Here is a 17,360-nt window from a genome sequence, read left to right as displayed (position 1 = left end):
GCACAACGGAACGTCCATGTGTGATTGACGGACTTGCGGTAGCCCGCCTGTGTGGTTCTAACCTGCTGAGATCAGCTCGTCGACCGCACTCGTGAGGCGTGCGGCGTCGGCGGGGGCCAGCACGAGCCAGCCGTCCTGCTTGCGCAGGAGGTAGCGGCCCTCGCGCGTGTCGAGCCACGAGACCGAACGACCGGTCGGGCGCGGTACGCCGTCGCGGTTGCGGGCGGTAAGGCCCAGTTCGCCGCCGCCGATGCGGGACGTGACGATCCGCATGAGGTTGTGCGCCTCCGGCTCGCGGATGCCTGCGTCGCGCAGGACGTCCAGGAACGCCTGCTTGCCCTCCTGCTCCCCCGCCCTGCCCGCGCGGACGTAGTCGTCCCAGCGCACGTTCACGGCACGGCCGGAGCCCGGCGCGAGGCCCGGCAGCGACGACACCGTGGCCGAGGCCAGCGAGGTCGGGTGGAACGGGTAAAGGTGCACCTCGCCGTTCACGCGGGCGGCGAAGGCACCGCCCCAGCCCGCGCACGCGATGCCGCGGGCCAGTTCGGCACCCTTGAAGTACGCGATCTCGAGCGCGCGGTCGAATTCGCCGAGGCCGCTGACCAGGGCGCGGAGGTCCGGGTCAGGGCGCTGGATCGTGCCGAGGCGGCGGGCCTGGAGGGACTGCGAACTCGCTTCGACGAGGCGTTGCCGCGCCGCCCGGGTCGCCCCGACGTGGGGCGTTCCGAGCGGCACGACGCGGTCCTCGCCGTGCACGGCTTGCCACAGCAGGAAGAACTCCTGCGAGCTCACCGTGAACTGGCGCTGGGTCACTGACCGATCACCGGCGGGGCCGCCTTGCGGTCCAGGCCGAAGACGTTGTCGTCCTCTTCCAGGTAGCTCGCCGTCTTGTGTTCCTTGGAGTCGTTCTGACCGCCGCCTGCCGCGGGGGCACCGGCCATCGGCGCGCCACCCATCGCGAGCGGGTTCTGGAACGCCTTGGTCGTGTTGCCGGGCGCGGCCGAGGCAGCCGCCGCGGCACCACCGGCGCCGCCACCGCGCGCACCGTCGTTCACGCCGGCGACGTTGCCGCCGGAGACGCCACCACCGGCACCGCCGCCACCGGAACCGCTCTGGTTGCCGGAGCCGAACGGACGGGCCATGCCGCCGCCGAAGCCGCCGAACCCTCCGGCGCCACCGCGGCCGCCGCCACCTCCACCGCCGCCGAAGCGCGAGGAGGCGTTCGTGGTGCCGCGGTTCTGGTTCTGCGCGCCGCTGGTCGCGACGGGAGCACCACCGGCACCACCCGCGCCACCGTCCGGCGTGCCACCGGTGTGCGAGCGGTTGGTGAGGTCGCCGCCGGTCGGCGTCGGGTTGATCGGGTTGACCGGGGGCGTGAACTGCTGCGGCACGGTCTGGTCGACCGCGGCCGAGTTCTTCTGGAACGTCGCCATCACGTCCGCTGCGAGACGGTGCGAGGCGTCGTTGGCCGCGAGGGTGTCGACGGGGCTGGTGCCGATGGTCTCGAAGCCCGCGAAGTCGGTCTGGGGCTGCTGCGCGATCAGGCGCTCGTTCTGCAAGGCGCCGAAGCCGTCGACCTGGGTGAGCCGGTCCTGCAGGACCGCCCTGTTCACCAGCGCGGCGTCCGTGGGCACCGGCGGCTGGGGGGCTGCGGGAGGCGGCGGCATCGCGGCGCGCGCGGCCTCGACGTTGCTGGTCTCGGTGGTGATCGCGGCCGACACCTTGGTCGCGTAGTTGGCGGTGTCGTCGACCCAGTTGGTGACCTCGGTGAGACCGTCGCGGGCGAGCCGGGCCGACTCGCTGTCCCAGCCGACCGACGAGTCCTCGACGGCCTTGAGCAGGCTCGTGCGCACGCCGGCGATGTCCTCGCCGATCTTCTGCCAGTTCGTCGCGGCGGCCTGGGCACCGGCGAGGTTCACGCCCGTGTGCACCATGTTGTAGAGCTGCTCGTGGGTGTACGTCATCCAGTCGACGGGCTCGTGCAGCTCGCTGCGGTAGCCGTCGTCGCGGCCGTGCGACTTGTCGTCGCGGTCGCCGTTGCCACCGCGGTTGTGGTCGTTGCCCTTGTTGTCGTGCGATCCGTGGCTCACCAGGACCCCCCGGCGTTCTTCATCGACCGTTCTGCGTCTTCGTCGGCGTCGCGGATGCTGTCGCGGCTGCGGCGCAGGGCGTCCCCGATGTCGTCCAGCACTTTGAATAGGTCGAGCAACGCCTTCGCGGCACCGGAGTCCTCCCCCACGGCCAGGTCGGTGAAGCGCGCGCTGATCGCCTTGGCGACCGGGTTCTCCCCCAGTTGCAGCGGGGTGGCCAGCTGGTCGGTCGCGCGCTTCCACAGGTCCATGACCTGGTCGCGTGCGGCGTCGACGGCCTTGATCAACGCGTCCGCGGCGTCGACGTCGAGCGTCAGCTTGCCGCTGTCCGCGGCCTCGTCCAGCTTGGCGGCGGCGTTGCTCGCCCCCGCCTTGTCCACCAGCATCTGCTGCTGGAGAGCGGGTTTCGCCGCCGCCAGCTGTTCAGCCGTGATCGGCGCGGTGACCGACGTGGTCACGTCGGGTGTCACCGGTGGAGCGCCCGCGCCAGTGGTCGTGCCACCAGTCGTGCCTGTCCCAGTGCCTTCAGCCATCCCTCACAACCCCCTGCACTGCATAACTCGTCACCGCAGCACTGGGCGTTACTCGCAGCTACACCCAGTCAGCCGTCCGAAGCACTCCTTAGATGTACCCAACCAACGGTTCGGTTCCAATCCGCCGGAAAGACCCTTACCTCATGTGAGCGTCAAACCAGTTCAACGCACGAGACCATGCTTCGTCACTCGAAACGTTGAACCTGACCAGATCTGACGCGGTTTCGGAGCTGATCACAGCATCACGAAGCTTGCTCACTTCTTCCGAGTCCCCGTCCTTGAAGATCCCGAGCCACGGGCAGGAGAGGTCGGCGGCCACGTCCACGAGCGCGGGGAGGCCGTCGGAGAGCGGTTCGAGGATGCCGGGGGCCTGCACGGTGACGGCGGCGCCGATCGTGCGGCTGGCGGCGACCACCATGGCGACCGTGCCGCCGATGTCGAAGCCGACGACGCCCATCCGGTCGGCGCTCACACCCTGCTGCCCCAGCCAGACGAACGCGACGTCGGTGTCCGCGAGGAGCCGGTCGCCGTTGAGCTTGCTGACCTGGTCGCGGATGTCGTCGCCGTGCACGCGGTCGGCGTCGTAGAGGTGCGGCGCGATGGCGAGCCAGCCCTCGTCAGCAAGGCTGCTGACGAGCGTGCGCACACCCTGGGTGACACCGCGCGCCTCGTGCAGCACCACCAGACCGCCCCGGACAGCGGAGTCGGGTTCGGCGATCGTCACCCGCAGCTCACGGCCGTCGGAGAGGGAAAGCGTCTCGATGCGGGGTGTGGTCATGTTTCCCACCCTTCCACGAGGGGGTGAACTCCAGTCAACGTGACCAATCGGACGGAGCAATGCGAGGATCGGGTGCATGAGCGTGCGAACCCGTGCTGACCTGGCGTCCCTGCCGTCCTACGTGCCCGGCAGGAGCATCCCCGGCGCCATCAAGCTCGCGAGCAACGAGGTCTCCGCCGGACCTCTGCCCAGCGTCGTCGAGGCCATCGCCCAGGCGGCCACCGGCATCAACAGGTACCCCGACTCGGGTTCGGTCGAACTCACGAACCGGCTGTCGGACAAGCTCGGCGTGCCCGCGGACCACATCGCCGTCGGCTGCGGCTCGGTGATGCTGTGCCAGCAGCTCGTCCAGGCCACCTGCGGCGAGAACGACGAGGTCCTGTTCGCGTGGAGGTCCTTCGAGGCCTACCCGATCGTCACGCACGTCTCCGGCGCCCGGCAGATCCGCGTGCCGCTGACCGACGAGCACACCCACGACCTCGACGCGATGCTCGCCGCGATCACCCCGAACACGCGGATGCTGTTCGTCTGCAACCCCAACAACCCGACCGGCACCGCGCTGCGCACCGAGGAGATCGAGGCGTTCATCGCCCGCGTGCCGCGTGACGTGCTCGTCGTGCTCGACGAGGCCTACAAGGAGTTCGTCGACGACGCCCACGTCCCCGACGGCGTCGAGCTCGCCAAGCAGCAGTGGGCGGCCGGGCACACCAACGTCGCCGTGCTGCGCACCTTCTCCAAGGCCTACGGCCTCGCCGGACTGCGCGTCGGTTACGCGGTCGCGCCGCCGGTCGTCGCGGACGTGCTGCGCAAGGTCTACGTGCCGTTCTCGGTCAACGCGCTCGCGCAGGTCGCCGCCATCGCCTCGCTCGACGCCGAGGACGAGCTGATGGTCCGCTGCCGCGCGATCGTCGCCGAACGCACCCGCGTGCGCGGCGAACTCCTCGCGATGGGCTACGAGGTCCCCGAAACGCAGGCGAACTTCGTGTGGCTGCCCCTGGGCGAGCGCACCGGCGAGTTCAACGCCCACTGCCTCGATCACAAGGTCGTCGTGCGGGCGTTCGTCGACGAAGGCGCCCGCGTGACCATCGGCGAACCCGACGAGAACGACGCCTTCCTGGCCGCCGCCCGCGCGTTCACCCTCTGAGAACTGCTACTTCGTGAGCAGCTGAACGATCGCCGCGACTCCCACCACCACGATGACGCCGCGCAACACGGCGGGTGGGAGTTTGCGGCCGATCTTGGCGCCGATCTGGCCACCGACCACGGACCCGACGGCCAGCAGCAGCACGGCCAGCCACGCCACGTCGGCGATGAAGATGAACAGCACGCCGGCGACGAGGTTCACGAACGCGGTGAGGACGTTCTTCAGCGCGTTCATCCGCTGCAGGTGCTCGTTGACGAGGACCCCCATGATCCCCATGACCAGCACGCCCTGCGCGGCGCCGAAGTAGCCGCCGTAGATGCCCGCGGCGAAGACGCCGAACCACAGCAACAAACCGCCGTCGCTGTCGGCGTTGCGCCGGTGCGAGAGCTTGCGGTTGAGCCAAGGCTGGATCACCACCAGCACCAGCGCGATCACGATCAGCACCGGCACGATCGCCGTGAAGGCCTTGTCCGGCAACGTGACCAGCAGGATCGCGCCGATCACACCACCGAGGATCGAGGCGGGCAGCAACCGCTTGACCCGGCCCGCCTGCCCCTTCAACTCCTCGCGATAACCCCACGCGCCGGACAGCGAGCCGGGCACCAGCCCGAGGCTGTTGGACACGTTCGCGACCACGGGTGGGTAACCGACGGCGAGCAACACGGGGAACGTCACGAGCGTGCCGCTGCCGACGACGGTGTTGATGCCGCCTGCGAACACACCCGCGATGACCACCGCGATTGCTTCCCAGACAGTCATGTCACCCCCCAGTTACCCGATGGTTCGCGACGCTAACACTCCGTTCGGACCAGCGCGGTGTGGCGCTCATGACAGCGGGCCCGGCACTCAGCGTGAGTGCCGGGCCCGCTGGTCGGACGGGGAGTCACGCGATCCGGCGACGACGTCCGATCATGCTGGCGCCGAAGCCGAAGGCGACGAGCAGTGCGCCGAGCAGGCCGAGGCCCAGCACGGAGGCACCGGTCTTGGCCAAAGCGCCACCGGTACCGCCGGTGCCGCTGGAACCACCGGCGGCGGCCGCCGGCTCCGGGGAGTCACCGGGCTCCGGCCGCGGGTCCGCCACGACCGGGAAGCCGCTGCGCGATTCGCTGCCCGCGAAGACCTGGACGTGACCGTCGTACTCACCGCGGAACTTCCACGGTCCGTCGACCCACGCCCAGAAATCACCGGCGGGCACCTTGTCGAAGCGCACGTTGCCCTTGTCGTCGGACACCGTCTCCGCGACGTCGACGCCCAGCTCGCGGTCGCGCAGCACGATCCGGGTGCCGGGGAGGGCCTCACCCTCGTCGAACCGGTAGTCGCCGTTGCGGTCGAAGTAGAGCTCTCCCGTCAGCGAACCGAACCCACCAGGCACGCGTGCCGTGTCGAACGCGCCGACACCGTCCATGTTCCAGCCCGCGTACGGCGCGAAGAGGCACGCCGCGACGACGGTGCCGTAGGTGAACGCGCCCTGCGGCACGGCCTCGATGGCCACGACCGTCTTTGTCTCGCCGGCGCCGACGGTCACACCGGCCCCGAACAGCTCTCCCCAGCCGGGGTTCGGCCTGGTCGAGTCGCCGAGCTGGTTGCTGTTGCCCACGCCGTTGCAGTAGGCGGTGATGCCGCTGATCGCGCGGTCGCCCCGGTTCGTCAGGGTGATCGTGATCTTGGCGTCCTCACCCGGTTCGTAGACGTCCTGGTCGAGGGTCAGGGTCGCGCTGAGCGATTCGCTGTACGGCCTCTCGCCGCGAGCGATCACCTCGACCGGTGCCCCCGGCCGCACCTGGACCTTCTGGTCCCGGCCCTCGTAGTGCACGACCCAGCCGTCGGCGAAGGTGAAGCCGACGTAGTACTCGCCCGACGGCAGCTCCGCGAAGGAGAACCGGCCGTCCGCACCGGTGGTCGTCTTGAAGTAGCCGTACGGCGCGCCGCCGTTGGCCTCCACCACGACGCCCGCGGTGGCCTCACCCGCGTCCTGCTGCCCGTTGCGGTTCCTGTCGGCGTAGGCGACACCGGAGACCGAGCCCTTGGTCTGCACGACCTCGGCCTCGGCGCGGAAGTTGCTGTTGGTCGGGTTCGGGACACCGAGGTAGTCGACGTACCCCCAGATGTTCAACTTGCCGTTGGTGAAGTCGCGGATCGTGCCGGAGACCTCGAACGTGCGGGACTCCCCGGCGAGGAGCCGGACACCGGGACCGTTCGGCCGGAAGTCGCCCCACTGGGCCTCCGGGACCTCCAGCCCGGAGAGCGACCACGGCAGGCGGACGCGCTCGGCCACCCGGCCACCGGTGTTCGTCACCTTCAGCGTGGCCTTCACGGTCTCGTGCGACTCGTAACGCGGCTTGTCGAGCGTCAGGGTGGCACGCAGCTCAGCGGGCCCCGAGACCGCCTTCAACCCGACGAAGACGGTGCTGCCCCACCCGACGACCTGCTGCGTCTCCATGTCGGGTCCGTACCGGAAGTCCCACGGCCCGAGGATCGCGGCGCGGTAGGTGCCGACCGGGACGTCGACGAACTCGAGCGTGCCCTGCGCGTTGCTCACGGCCTCCGCGACCTGGGCACCGGTGCCGGGGTTCAGCAGGACGATCTTCAGCCCGGCGACCTCCTCGCCGGGGTCGATCATGTGGTCCTCGTCCCGGTCGTCGGCGAGGTGCATCGTGAGGCGGCCCTTGCCGCCGGTCACGGTCGCACTGGCACTGGCGCGCGGACCGTCGGTGTTCCAGCCGGGGTTCGGCTGGAAGTCGCACGACAGCCAGACATCGCCGGCCTGGGAAGCGCCCTCGGGGACGGGCTCGGTGAACACGAACGTCTTCGTCTCGCCGGCCACGAGGTCGACGCCGGGACCGAACACCGCGTTCCACTCGGCACCACCGTCGAAGTGGTTGCTGTTCCCGGCGCGGTTGCACCCGGCCTGGATGTCGTCGAGCCGGTACTGGCTCGTGTTCGTCAGCGTCACCGTGACCTTCGCGGTCGCCGGGTAGGCGTAGGTGGACCTGTCGAGCGACGCCGTCGCGGTCAGCAGCTCCGAGTAGGGCCGCCAGGCACGCCCCTCGAGGGACGTCGTCCGGTTCGGCTCGACCGCGAACTGCTCGAGGCCGGGCTGCAGGTGCACCACCCAGCCGCCGGGGAGCTCGTAGTACGGCGAGTACACGCCGGTCAGGACGTTGGTGAACTCGAACAGGCCGTTCTCGTCCGTGGTCGTGCGGTGCTCGGCGGACGGGCTGCCGCCGTAGATGCTCACGATCCCGCCCGCGAGCGGCTCACCGGGATCGAGCGCCCCGTTGCGGTTCGCGTCCGCGTACGCCGTGCCGCGCACGCTGCCGAACGTCTTGGTGACGGTCGGCTCGAACGAGACGAAGTTGTCGTTGTGGTCGGAGTCGCCCACCTCCGCCAGCACGTAGACGCTGAGGTCGAGCCTGTCTCCGTTCAGCCTGGCGATGGCACCGGAGAACTCGACCGTGCGCGTCTCGCCGGCAGCGAGAGTGGTGCCGGGGTATTCGAACGTTCCCCAGCCGCCGTAGGACACCTGAAGGCCTGAGGCGGTGCCGCGGACGCGCTCCGCCGGGAACGGGCTCAGGTTCGTGACGGTGACCTTGACCTTCACGCGCTCGTGCGACGCGTAGTGGTCCTTGTCGATCGACGCCGTCACCTTCAGGTTCGGCTTCTCGGCCACGGTCGTCCGCGGCTGGTTCTCCTGCTCGGCCCCGGTCGGCCGCGCCGGGGCGTGGGACGTCTCGGCGGGCGTGCTCGGTGCGGGTGGCTGCGCGGACGGCTCGCTGGACGGCACCGGCTCGACCGACGGCGGCGAGACCGGCTCGCTCGTCGACGGCGGTGCCGGCTCCGTCGTGGAGGGAGGCGTGCTCGGCTCGCTGGTCGGCGCCGGCGTCACCTCGCTCGTCGAAGGTGGCGCCTCCGGCTCCTGTGCGTGCGCACCGCTGGTGGCGGTGCCGAACGCGAGGACCGCGGCAGTGGTCAAGGCTCCGATTCTGAGCAGGGCGCGGCTGACCGATCTCTCGGACACTGGAATCCCCCAAGACCCCGTAGGAAGTGGTCCGCCTGGACGTCAAGCCCCCGCACGCGTCCAGCGGACTCGGGCAAACTACCCCAACCGCACCTGCGCTGGTGGTTGATTCCTTCACACGTTTTTGACGCTGGTGGCAAGCTGTCGCCCGTGACGCCCGAGGACCTCGCGCACCTGCGCCGGGCACGCGACCTGATGGACCGCGAGTACGCGCGGCCGTTGGACGTGCCCGCGATGGCCCGTGCCGCGCTCATGTCGCCGTCGCACTTCTCCCGGCAGTTCCGCGCGGCGTACGGCGAAACCCCGTACGGCTACCTGATGACCCGGCGGATCGAGCGGGCGAAGGCGTTGCTGCGCCTGGGGAAGCTGTCGGTGACCGAGGTCTGCGTCGAGGTCGGGTGCACGTCGCTCGGCTCGTTCTCCGCGCGTTTCACCGAACTGGTCGGGGAGACGCCGTCGGCCTACCGGGCGCGGGCGCACGACGCGCTTTCGGTGGTGCCCGGATGCCAGTTGAAGGGGCTCACGAGACCGAGCAGGTTTCGAGAAGCGACGCGTTCGCGGCGTGCCTAGGGTTCGGCCCATGAAGCTTTCGCACACGTTCCTCTTCGTCCACGACCAGGACGCCGCGCTGAAGTTCTACCGCGACGTCATCGGCCTCGAGGTGCGCACGGACCAGACCATCGAGAACGACTACCGCTGGCTCACGGTCGGCCCCGCCGAGCAGCCCGAGGTCGAGATCGGTTTGGCGCGCATCGGTCCGCCCGCGCCGCCGACCGACTTCGAGGCGTTGGAAGCGTTGCTGGCCAAGGGATCACTGCAGGGTCTGATCTTCGCGGTCGAGGACGTGGACGCGAAGTTCGAGCAGGTGCGCGCGGCCGGTGGCGAGGTGATGCAGGAGCCGGTCGACCAGTACTACGGCGTGCGCGACTGCGCGTTCCGCGACCCGTCCGGCAACATGATCCGCTTCTCCTCGCAGCGCTAAATCGCTTCTGCCCGTGCGGCGGTTGTGGTTCAGTGGTGCCTTCAGGCGTTCTCGCAGACAAGGTCGATGCCATGGGCAGCCCCGGACACACCGGGTGCCTCCGCAGTACCCGGTGACTCTCGCGCTCTTTTTCCCGCGATCACCAGGAGTTCCACCTTGTCTTGGTACACCTCGTTCTTCACCGATCTCGCCAACACCTTCTGGCGCGGCGCGGTCCAGCCTTCGCAGACGTCCGCCGAGATCGACTTCATCGCCGGCCTCGGCGCCGGGCCGCGGGTGCTGGACGCGCCGTGCGGCAGCGGCAGGCACAGCATCGAGCTCGCCCGCCGCGGCTACTCGGTCACCGGCATCGACATCTCCGAGGAAGCCATCGCGCACGCCCGTGCGCTGGCGCCCGAACTCGACTGGCGACAGGGCGACCTCGCGTCACTCGGCTCGTTCGGCGTGACGGCCGACCTGGCCCTGTGCCTGGGCAACAGCTTCGGCTACCTCGACCACGCCGGTTCGCGGCGGTTGCTGGCCGACCTGGCCGCCGCCGCACCGGTGCTGGTCGTCGACTACGGCTGCACGGCCGAGTCGTTGCTGCCCTCGTTGCCGGGTGAGATCCGGATGTCCGCGGGCGGCGTCGACATGGTCGCCGTGAACAACTACGACGTGGCCTCGGCGCGGCTGCTGATCGACTTCACCTTCTCCGACGGTGAACGGACCCAGCGGTCGACGTGCGTGCAGCACGTCTACACGGCCGGTGAGCTGACCCGGATGCTGCACGACGCCGGGTTCTCGTCGGTCGAGTTGTTCGGTGACACCGACGGCAGTGCGTTCGCAATCGGCAGCCACCGGTTGCTGGCAGTGGCGCACCGCTGATCGTCTGGACCTCGGCCCAGGTGGTAGCGCTCTCACGACCGCCTGGGCCAAGGTCGTACCCATGCGTGCCAACATCGCGATAGCGGCCCTCGCCTCGTCCATGGTGCTGCTCGGCTCCACCGCGAGCGCCTCCACCGACCACGCCCGCGACCTGTCCGCCCGCGTCAGCGCGGACGGCGCCCACCGCCACCTGATCGCGTTCCAGCGCATCGCCGACACCCACGGCGGCAACCGCGCCGCCACGACCAGCGGTTATGCGGCCAGCGTCGACTACGTGGCCGGGCGGCTGCGCGACGCCGGGTTCGACGTGACCACTCCTGAGTTCGAGATCAAGCAGAAGGTCGACGACGCCGGACGGGCCGTGGTCGGCTCGGCCTCGCACGAGCTCGTGCCGTTCGGCGACACCCCGAACACCCCGGACGGCGGCCTCACCGCGCCGCTCCGGGTTGTGCCGGAGGACGGTACGCCGGGTTGCGAGGCGAGTGACTTCGCCGGGCAGGACTTCAAGGGCTCCGTGGCGCTGATCCGGCGCGGCACCTGCACGTTCGTCACCAAGTACGCCAACGCGGTGAACGCGGGCGCGGCGGCCGTGATCATCTCCAACAACGTGGACGGCCACCTCGACCTGCGCATCCCCGGCACGGTCCCCGGCGGCACCGCCTCCAGGGCGGACGGCACGGCACTCGCCGCGCTGGCCGGGCAGACCGTGATGCTCGACCTGCGCCACCACGACGAGGTCCACCTCGACCGCAACGTCGTCGCCCAGACCCGCACCGGACGCGCCGACAACGTTGTCATGGCCGGAGCGCACCTCGACAGCGTCGACGCCGGTCCCGGCATGAACGACAACGGCTCCGGCTCCGCCGCACTGCTCGAGGTCGCGCTCAAGATGGGCGCGCGGCCCAAGCTGCCCAACGCCGTCCGCTTCACCTGGTGGGGCGCGGAGGAGGCCGGCCTGATCGGCTCGCGCGCCTACGCCTCGGCCCTGTCGTTCGAGCAGCAGCTGGACATCGCGCTGTACCTGAACTTCGACATGGTCGGCTCGCCCAACCCCGGCTACTACGTCTACAACGACCCCGGCCTGCCGTACGGCTCGAAGCACATCGAGAAGGCGTTCAGCGACTTCTACACGGGCCTGAACCTCGGGCCGGAGGGCCTGAACGTGCGCGGTGCCAGCGACTACGGCTCGTTCACCGCGCTCGGCATCCCGGCCGGCGGCATCATCTCCGGCGGCGGCGAGGTGAAGACCGCCGCGCAGGCCGCGAAGTGGGGCGGCACGGCGGGGGTGGAGATGGATCCCTGCTACCACAAGGCTTGCGACAACCTCGGCAACATCAACCGGGAGGCGCTGGGCCGCAACGTCGCCGCCGCGGCCCACGTCATCGCCTCCTACGCCGTCACCACCGAGGGGGTGAACGGCGTCCCGTCCCGCGCTGAGCGGGCGGCTCTGCGTTAGCCCAGGTTGTTCGTGTCGAACGTGTTGCAGCGCGCCGGGTCGCCCGTCTCCAGGCCGGTCGTGAACCACTTCTGCCGCTGCGCCGAGCTGCCGTGGCTGAACTGGGTCGTGTCGACCCGGCCGCCGCCGAGGTTGCTCTGGATGAAGTCGTCACCGATGCGCGCCGCCGCGTCGAGGGCGGCGTTCACGTCTTCCTGGGTGATGTTCGAGATCAGCGGCTGGCCGTTGGCGCCCGGCACGGTCGTCGCGTGGTTCGCCCAGGAACCGGCGTAGCAGTCGGCCTGCAGTTCGAGGCGCACGGAACCCGAGGTGGGGCCGGTCTCCCGGCCCACCCGGTCCGAGGTGCCGAGCTGGTTCTGCACGTGGTGGCCGTACTCGTGGGCGAGCACGTAGGCCTCGACGAACGGGCCGCCGGTGGCACCGAACTTGGTGCGCAGCTCGTTGAAGAAGTCCAGGTCGATGTACACCTGGGAGTCCGCGGGGCAGTAGAACGGGCCGACCGCGGAGGTGGCGTTGCCGCAGCGGGTGTTCACGCTGCCGCGGAAGAAGTTGGTCTTGGTGACCTGGTAGGTGTTGCCGGAGCGCTTGAACTGGTCGGTCCAGAAGCCCTGGATCGAGTTGATCGTGGCCAGGACCCGGCAGTCGCTGTCGCGGTTCGCGTCGGCACCGGTCTTGCACTTCTCGAGCAGCGTGCCGGACTCGACCTGGGTGTTGTTGCCCAGGCCCTCCAGCCCGCCCGCGGGCAGTTGGATGCCCGTGAACTGCTGGATCAGGAAGTAGACGATCAGGCCGACCACGCCGAGGCCACCACCGACGCCCGCGACCCTGCCGCCTGAGCCTCGTTGGTCCGAAACCTGAGAAGTGTCGAGTTCCGCGCCTTCGTTGAACTGCACCGCATCCTCCTGCCAAGGACCCCATGGGTGCCGCAAACGATAAAGCACGAAACATGCCTTGGTGCGGAGCCCGACGTCGGGGCACCGCACCAAGGCTTTCCCATTTGGTAGTGACGACTACGGCCCACGAAGGTTGGCGTGGCGCTCAGCCGGTGACGCCATGAGACGACACCGATGCCGAGCTCAACAGCGTCGAAGTGCACCGAGCGACGCCCGACGGCGCCTGGGCACCCGAAACCTCGTGTCCGCCGCTACACAGTCGCGACCGGACCGGTCACGTCCGATCCGCTCGCGGGGATGCGACAGACCGCGTTTCGCCACAGCGAGGAGATACCTGCACAGCACCACCTACCCCTTCTGGGCGTGGCTTCCGGGGGCCTGGTTCATTCACCTTCCGGTTGCCAGCTCGTTATCGACTATGCGCTTGATCAGCCCATTTCTCAACACCTCACGCCAAACCTGAATTGGTGAAGTCGGACGGGTGACCTGCGGAGATCGACAGTGCAGACAGCAATCGCCCGGTGAGAGGATCTCTCACCGGGCGATTCGGAAAAATGTTCAGGAATTGATCAGGAGTTCGTCGACGTGCGGCGCGCGCCGCGGCGGGCCATCACGCCCGCGGTCATCAGGCCGAGGCCGGCCAGGAGGAACTCGAGCGGGTCGGCGCCGGTCCTCGACAGGTTCGGGATGGCCGCCGCGACCTGCTGCGAGGAGGCCTTGTTGCCGGTCTGCGGGGTGCCGGCACCGGAGTCGTCGCCCGTGTCGCCGCCACCGGAGTTGTCGCCGTTGTTGCCGCCGCCGGGGTTGCCGTTGCCCGGGTCCTCGTTGCCGGGGGTGCCGTTGCCCGGGTTCTCGCCCGGGTTTCCACCGGGGTTCTCGCCGGGGTTCTCGCCCGGCTGCTCCGGCTGCTCGGGCTGTTCCGGCTGCTCGGGGGCCTCGCTCTTGCCGCAGTCGCCGCTCGCGGTGCCGAGCACGCCCGCCGCCGTGCCGCAGACGGTGATGGGGGCCTCGACGGTGCCGTTGGCCTGCTCCGGCTTGGTCTCACCGCAGCTGCCCGTGCCGCCGCCCGCGACGCCGACCGAGTTGCCGCACACCGTGACGGGCGCGGAGACGAGGGCCTTGTCGGCCTGGGTGCGCGCGGCGGGCTTCTCCTCGCAGGTGGCGTCGCTGTTGCCCAGGACGTTGATCGCGTTGCCGCAGACCTTGACCGGGACGCTCACGAGGTTGCCGACGCGGACCTCGTCGTCGATGTTCAGCGGCACCGGGACGGCCTGGGCCCACCCGGCGGTCGCGACCAGCAGGCCGCCGGTGAGCAGTGCGGCGGACATGGTGCGGTTGACGTTCTTGCGCATGGCTGTTCTCCCTGAAAAGTGACTGGTCCCTGTGCTTCGCGTGGCACGTGGGGGTCAGTCGGGGGAGAACGTCGGCTCCTCCGCGCGCACGGTGTGCGGCACGTCCTGCTGTTCCGGGCAGATGGGAGACGCTGTGGCCGCGGGCGGCCGCGGCACGTGCGGCAGCGTGCCCGCCGGGATCTGGTTGCTCGTGCCCGACCCCGCGCCGCTCTGCGGGAGCGTGCCGGGGACCGGCTGCTCGGCCTGCGGTTGCGGCTGCTGCGGTGCGGGTTCGGGGTTCGTGGGCTGCGTCGTCGTCGGTGGCGCGGGCTGCGGCGGTGTGTGCAGCTGCTGCTGTTTCGGCACCTCGGGCCGTGCGGGCGCTTCCACCTGGGTGGGCACCGGTTGTGGTTCGGCGGGAGGTGCCGGCGGCTCGACGCGCGGATCGGGCTTCGGCGGAACCAGCACGTCCGGCCGCGCCTGTGCTGTCACGACCTCGATGCCGATGTCGACGACGGGGAGCTCCAGCTCGATCTTCAGCTGGTCGATCTCGACCCGGACGTCGGCGTTCGCCTGACCTGCGCCGCCCAGCAACCAGGCGCCGGTCACCAGACCGGCGAGCAGCAGGAGCCGACGCAACCAGGACATCGGCCCTCACCCTAGATCAAATGGAGCAACGGGGCACACGAAAAAGGCCATCCCGGCGACTTCTGTCGCCGGGATGGCCTACAGCCGCGTCGCGCGACTACGACACGCGCGTGATGCGGTCGGTCGCCGGCGGCGCCTGGTTCGGGTGCGCCGTGAGGTACTGCTCGAACGCGTCGAGGTCGATGCCCGCGCCCGTGATCTCGGTGCCCTTGGTGAACTCGGGGAACGCGTCACCACCACCCTGGAGGAAGCTGTTGATCGTCACGCGGTAGCTCGCGTTCGGGTCGACAGCGACACCGCTGATCTTCATGTCGGAGACCTTCGAGCCGAACGGCGCGGAGGCGGACCAGCTGTAGGTGAAGGTGGACGACGGCTGCAGCACGATGGTGCGTACCGCGGTGAACTGCTGCTCCAGCGCGTTCTTGAGCTGCGTGCCGGTCAGCGTGACGGTCTGCAGGATGTTGCCGAACGGCTGGACGGTGAACGCCTCGCCGTAGGTGACCACACCGTTGCCCTCGCCCGCCGGCGAACTGGCGTACGTGAGGTCCGCACGAACGCCGCCGGGGTTCATCAGCGCGAGCACCGCGCCGTTGCCCTTGGTGGCCTCGAGCTGCGAGTCGGCGATCAGGTTGCCGAGCGGCGACTCACCGGAGGGGGCTGCGGCCCGCAGGATGTCCGCGCTGATCGAGCCGAACGGCTGGTTCGCGATCGGGGCGGCCTTGGTCTTCGCCAGGTCGATGATCGACTGGATGACCGGGTCCGGAGTGACCGTGCGGGTGACGATCTTGTTGTCGGCCTTGGTCTCGCCGCGGATGACGTCGCGCGTCCGGCGGTCGATCTTGAGGTCGACGACGCTGAGCTCACGTCCGAAGGCCAGGCCCTCGATGAACGGCCGCGGGTTGCCGGCCGGGTCCTTGACCACGCAGTTGTAGTGCTGGTGGCTGTGGCCGGAGAAGACCGCGTCGATCTTCGGGCTGACGTTCGTCGCGATGTAGCTGCCGGGGTTGTTGGCGGCGACGTTGCACGCGTTGGGGCCGCCACCGGACGAGGTGACCTGGTCGCCCTGGTGCACGAGCAGCACGATCGACTTCACGCCGATGGCGTCGAGGAGGTTGGCGTACTTGTTGGCCGCCTTGACCTCGTCACCGAACTTGAGGTCCTTGATGCCGTTCGGGTCGACCAGGATCGGCACGTCCTTGAGCGGCATGCCGATGAAGCCGATCGGGATCCCGTCGCGGATCTCCACCCAGAACGGCGGCAGGGCCGGCAGCCCGGACTTGGCGAGCGTGACGTTCGCACCGAGGATCGGGAAGTTCGCGCCCTTGTACTTGTCGCTGAACTGGCACCCGTCCACCGGGTGGCACCCACCGCGCTGGATGCGCAGGAGCTCCTTGTAGCCCTCGTCGAACTCGTGGTTGCCCGCCGCGGTCGTGTCCATGCCGACCTTGTTGAGCACCTCGATCGTCGGCTCGTCGTGGAACAGCGCCGACACGATCGGGCTGGCACCGATCAGGTCGCCCTGCCCGACGATGACGGAGTTCTTGACCTCGCTCTGGAGGTTCTTGATGTGCGTTGCGTTGAACGCGGCACCACCGGCGTCGACGGTCGTGCCGTCCGGCAGGATGACGCGCCCGGACGACCCGGTGGGCGGCTCGATGTTGCCGTGCAGGTCGTTGATGCCGATCAGGCGCACGTCAACCGTGCCCCGACCGCGCAGTGACTGGACATCGGCCTGGGCAGGCCCGGTAGCGCTGATGACAGTGGCCGCGGCGGCGGTGATCGCCAGAACGGAAAGCCGTCTGAACGAACTCATGGATTGGAGCCTTTCCAAGGCGTGGTTAACGCGCGTGTACGGCGCAGGAGTCTGCCTGGCGATCGGCTCGTTTTCCAGAGGAGCGACAGGATCGTCATCGCCGGGCTTAGTCTTGTTCTCGTGACACCAAGTGAGCAGGAGCCGCGCTGGCTCGACGAGGGCGAGATGCGCGCGTGGCGCACCTACGTGAACGGCTCGTCCATGCTCATGGACCGCCTGCACCGAGAGCTCCAGGACACCCACGGAGTGTCACTCGCGGACTACGAGATCCTGGTCCGCCTCTCGGAACAGCCCGAGCGGCGCATGCGCATGACCCAGCTCGCCGAGGACGTCGCCTCCTCCAAGTCGCGCGTGTCCCACCAGGTGGCCCGCATGGAGAAGGCCGGGCTCGTGTCGCGGCGGGAGTGCACGGAGGACGGGCGCGGGGTGCTGGCGGAGCTGACCGATGCCGGTCTGGCGCAGCTCGTCGCCGCAGCTCCCACGCACCTGCGCGGGGTGCGCGAGCACATCGTCGACCTCCTGACCCCGGAGGAGGGGGAGGTGCTGGCCAAGGTGTTCGACCGGGTCACGACACACCTTCGGGAGTCGAACGGCTAGGCTTTGGCGCTGACGCCCTTCGGGGCTGGGAAGCGTGGCAGAGCGGCCGAATGCACCCGCCTTGAAAGCGGGAGACGGGCAACCGTCCGGGGGTTCAAATCCCTCCGCTTCCGCAGTCGACCAGCACGGACAGGGGTTGCTCACCAGACGGTGAGCAACCCCTGTCCCGTCCGGTCCCATGTAGACCGTCGAGCCTTCACACCTGCTTGCCGT

16 protein-coding genes and 1 tRNA gene are annotated in these 17,360 nt (G+C 69.5%); 7 read left to right on the top strand and 10 right to left on the bottom strand.

Translation table 11 applies throughout. The annotated features are described in order from the left end of the window. Window positions 1-57: 57 nt before the first annotated feature. From BMY74_RS00815 to BMY74_RS00800, 4 genes are all read right to left on the bottom strand, one after another. Entirely contained in the window at window positions 58-813 is a 756-nt protein-coding gene (locus BMY74_RS00815) for an ESX secretion-associated protein EspG (RefSeq protein WP_089907871.1), read from the bottom strand. After that, window positions 810-2,090, bottom strand: a complete 1,281-nt coding sequence (locus tag BMY74_RS00810) for a PPE domain-containing protein (RefSeq protein ID WP_089907868.1) — start codon at window positions 2,088-2,090, stop codon at window positions 810-812. The genes BMY74_RS00815 and BMY74_RS00810 overlap by 4 nt, the downstream gene beginning before the upstream one ends. Beyond that, window positions 2,087-2,560, bottom strand: a complete 474-nt coding sequence (locus BMY74_RS00805) for a hypothetical protein (RefSeq protein ID WP_089907865.1) — start codon at window positions 2,558-2,560, stop codon at window positions 2,087-2,089. The genes BMY74_RS00810 and BMY74_RS00805 overlap by 4 nt, the downstream gene beginning before the upstream one ends. Before the next feature lie 199 nt (window positions 2,561-2,759). Further along, window positions 2,760-3,401: a dienelactone hydrolase family protein gene (locus BMY74_RS00800; RefSeq protein WP_089907862.1), complete on the bottom strand. Its 642-nt coding sequence runs from the start codon at window positions 3,399-3,401 to the stop codon at window positions 2,760-2,762. A gap of 76 nt (window positions 3,402-3,477) precedes the next feature. Between BMY74_RS00800 and hisC the strand changes: the two genes are divergently transcribed. Then, a complete protein-coding gene (gene hisC / locus BMY74_RS00795) occupies window positions 3,478-4,545 on the top strand; it encodes a histidinol-phosphate transaminase (protein WP_089907859.1) in 1,068 nt (355 codons plus the stop codon). A 6-nt stretch (window positions 4,546-4,551) separates the two neighbouring features. On the opposite strand, the gene BMY74_RS00790 is transcribed toward hisC, so the two are convergent. Both BMY74_RS00790 and BMY74_RS00785 read right to left on the bottom strand, forming a co-directional pair. Further along, window positions 4,552-5,304 carry a sulfite exporter TauE/SafE family protein gene (locus BMY74_RS00790; protein WP_089907854.1) on the bottom strand — a complete coding sequence of 251 codons (753 nt, stop codon included), beginning with the start codon at window positions 5,302-5,304 and terminating at the stop codon, window positions 4,552-4,554. A 124-nt stretch (window positions 5,305-5,428) separates the two neighbouring features. After that, window positions 5,429-8,518 (bottom strand): SdrD B-like domain-containing protein, encoded by a 3,090-nt coding sequence (locus tag BMY74_RS00785; RefSeq protein ID WP_089907852.1) that lies wholly within the window; start codon window positions 8,516-8,518, stop codon window positions 5,429-5,431. Between the two features lie 195 nt (window positions 8,519-8,713). Here BMY74_RS00785 and BMY74_RS00780 point away from each other — a divergent pair, with 195 nt between their 5' ends. From BMY74_RS00780 to BMY74_RS00765, 4 genes are all read left to right on the top strand, one after another. Beyond that, the gene (locus BMY74_RS00780; RefSeq protein WP_089907849.1) at window positions 8,714-9,133 is read left to right on the top strand and encodes a helix-turn-helix transcriptional regulator; all 420 of its coding nucleotides are present in this window, start codon (window positions 8,714-8,716) and stop codon (window positions 9,131-9,133) included. 10 nt (window positions 9,134-9,143) lie between these two features. Beyond that, complete coding sequence (locus BMY74_RS00775) at window positions 9,144-9,545, top strand: VOC family protein (RefSeq protein ID WP_089907845.1); 402 nt, start codon at window positions 9,144-9,146, stop codon at window positions 9,543-9,545. A 156-nt stretch (window positions 9,546-9,701) separates the two neighbouring features. Next, window positions 9,702-10,409 (top strand): class I SAM-dependent methyltransferase, encoded by a 708-nt coding sequence (locus BMY74_RS00770; RefSeq protein WP_245785811.1) that lies wholly within the window; start codon window positions 9,702-9,704, stop codon window positions 10,407-10,409. 61 nt (window positions 10,410-10,470) lie between these two features. After that, a complete protein-coding gene (locus BMY74_RS00765) occupies window positions 10,471-11,865 on the top strand; it encodes a M28 family peptidase (RefSeq protein ID WP_089907842.1) in 1,395 nt (464 codons plus the stop codon). Here BMY74_RS00765 and ypfJ read toward each other — a convergent pair. From ypfJ to BMY74_RS00745, 4 genes are all read right to left on the bottom strand, one after another. After that, a complete protein-coding gene (gene ypfJ / locus BMY74_RS00760) occupies window positions 11,862-12,758 on the bottom strand; it encodes a KPN_02809 family neutral zinc metallopeptidase (RefSeq protein ID WP_089907838.1) in 897 nt (298 codons plus the stop codon). The genes BMY74_RS00765 and ypfJ overlap by 4 nt on opposite strands. Window positions 12,759-13,327: 569 nt before the next feature. Continuing rightward, window positions 13,328-14,110, bottom strand: a complete 783-nt coding sequence (locus BMY74_RS00755) for a hypothetical protein (protein ID WP_089907837.1) — start codon at window positions 14,108-14,110, stop codon at window positions 13,328-13,330. Between the two features lie 54 nt (window positions 14,111-14,164). Then, window positions 14,165-14,737 (bottom strand): hypothetical protein, encoded by a 573-nt coding sequence (locus BMY74_RS00750; RefSeq protein WP_089907834.1) that lies wholly within the window; start codon window positions 14,735-14,737, stop codon window positions 14,165-14,167. Window positions 14,738-14,834: 97 nt separating this feature from the next. Next, on the bottom strand, window positions 14,835-16,550 hold the full coding sequence (locus tag BMY74_RS00745) for a bifunctional metallophosphatase/5'-nucleotidase (protein WP_089907831.1): 1,716 nt from the start codon (window positions 16,548-16,550) through the stop codon (window positions 14,835-14,837). A 165-nt stretch (window positions 16,551-16,715) separates the two neighbouring features. Between BMY74_RS00745 and BMY74_RS00740 the strand changes: the two genes are divergently transcribed. Both BMY74_RS00740 and BMY74_RS00735 read left to right on the top strand, forming a co-directional pair. Next, complete coding sequence (locus BMY74_RS00740) at window positions 16,716-17,147, top strand: MarR family winged helix-turn-helix transcriptional regulator (RefSeq protein WP_089910211.1); 432 nt, start codon at window positions 16,716-16,718, stop codon at window positions 17,145-17,147. Between the two features lie 28 nt (window positions 17,148-17,175). Next, window positions 17,176-17,260 (top strand) — tRNA-Ser (locus BMY74_RS00735). The last annotated feature ends 100 nt before the right edge of the window (window positions 17,261-17,360 follow it).

The sequence above is a fragment of the Lentzea albida genome (genome assembly GCF_900111005.1).
Lineage (GTDB): Bacteria > Actinomycetota > Actinomycetes > Mycobacteriales > Pseudonocardiaceae > Lentzea > Lentzea albida.
The sequence above is the reverse complement of the archived record's forward strand: the minus strand, read 5'-3'. Positions and strand labels throughout refer to the sequence as shown.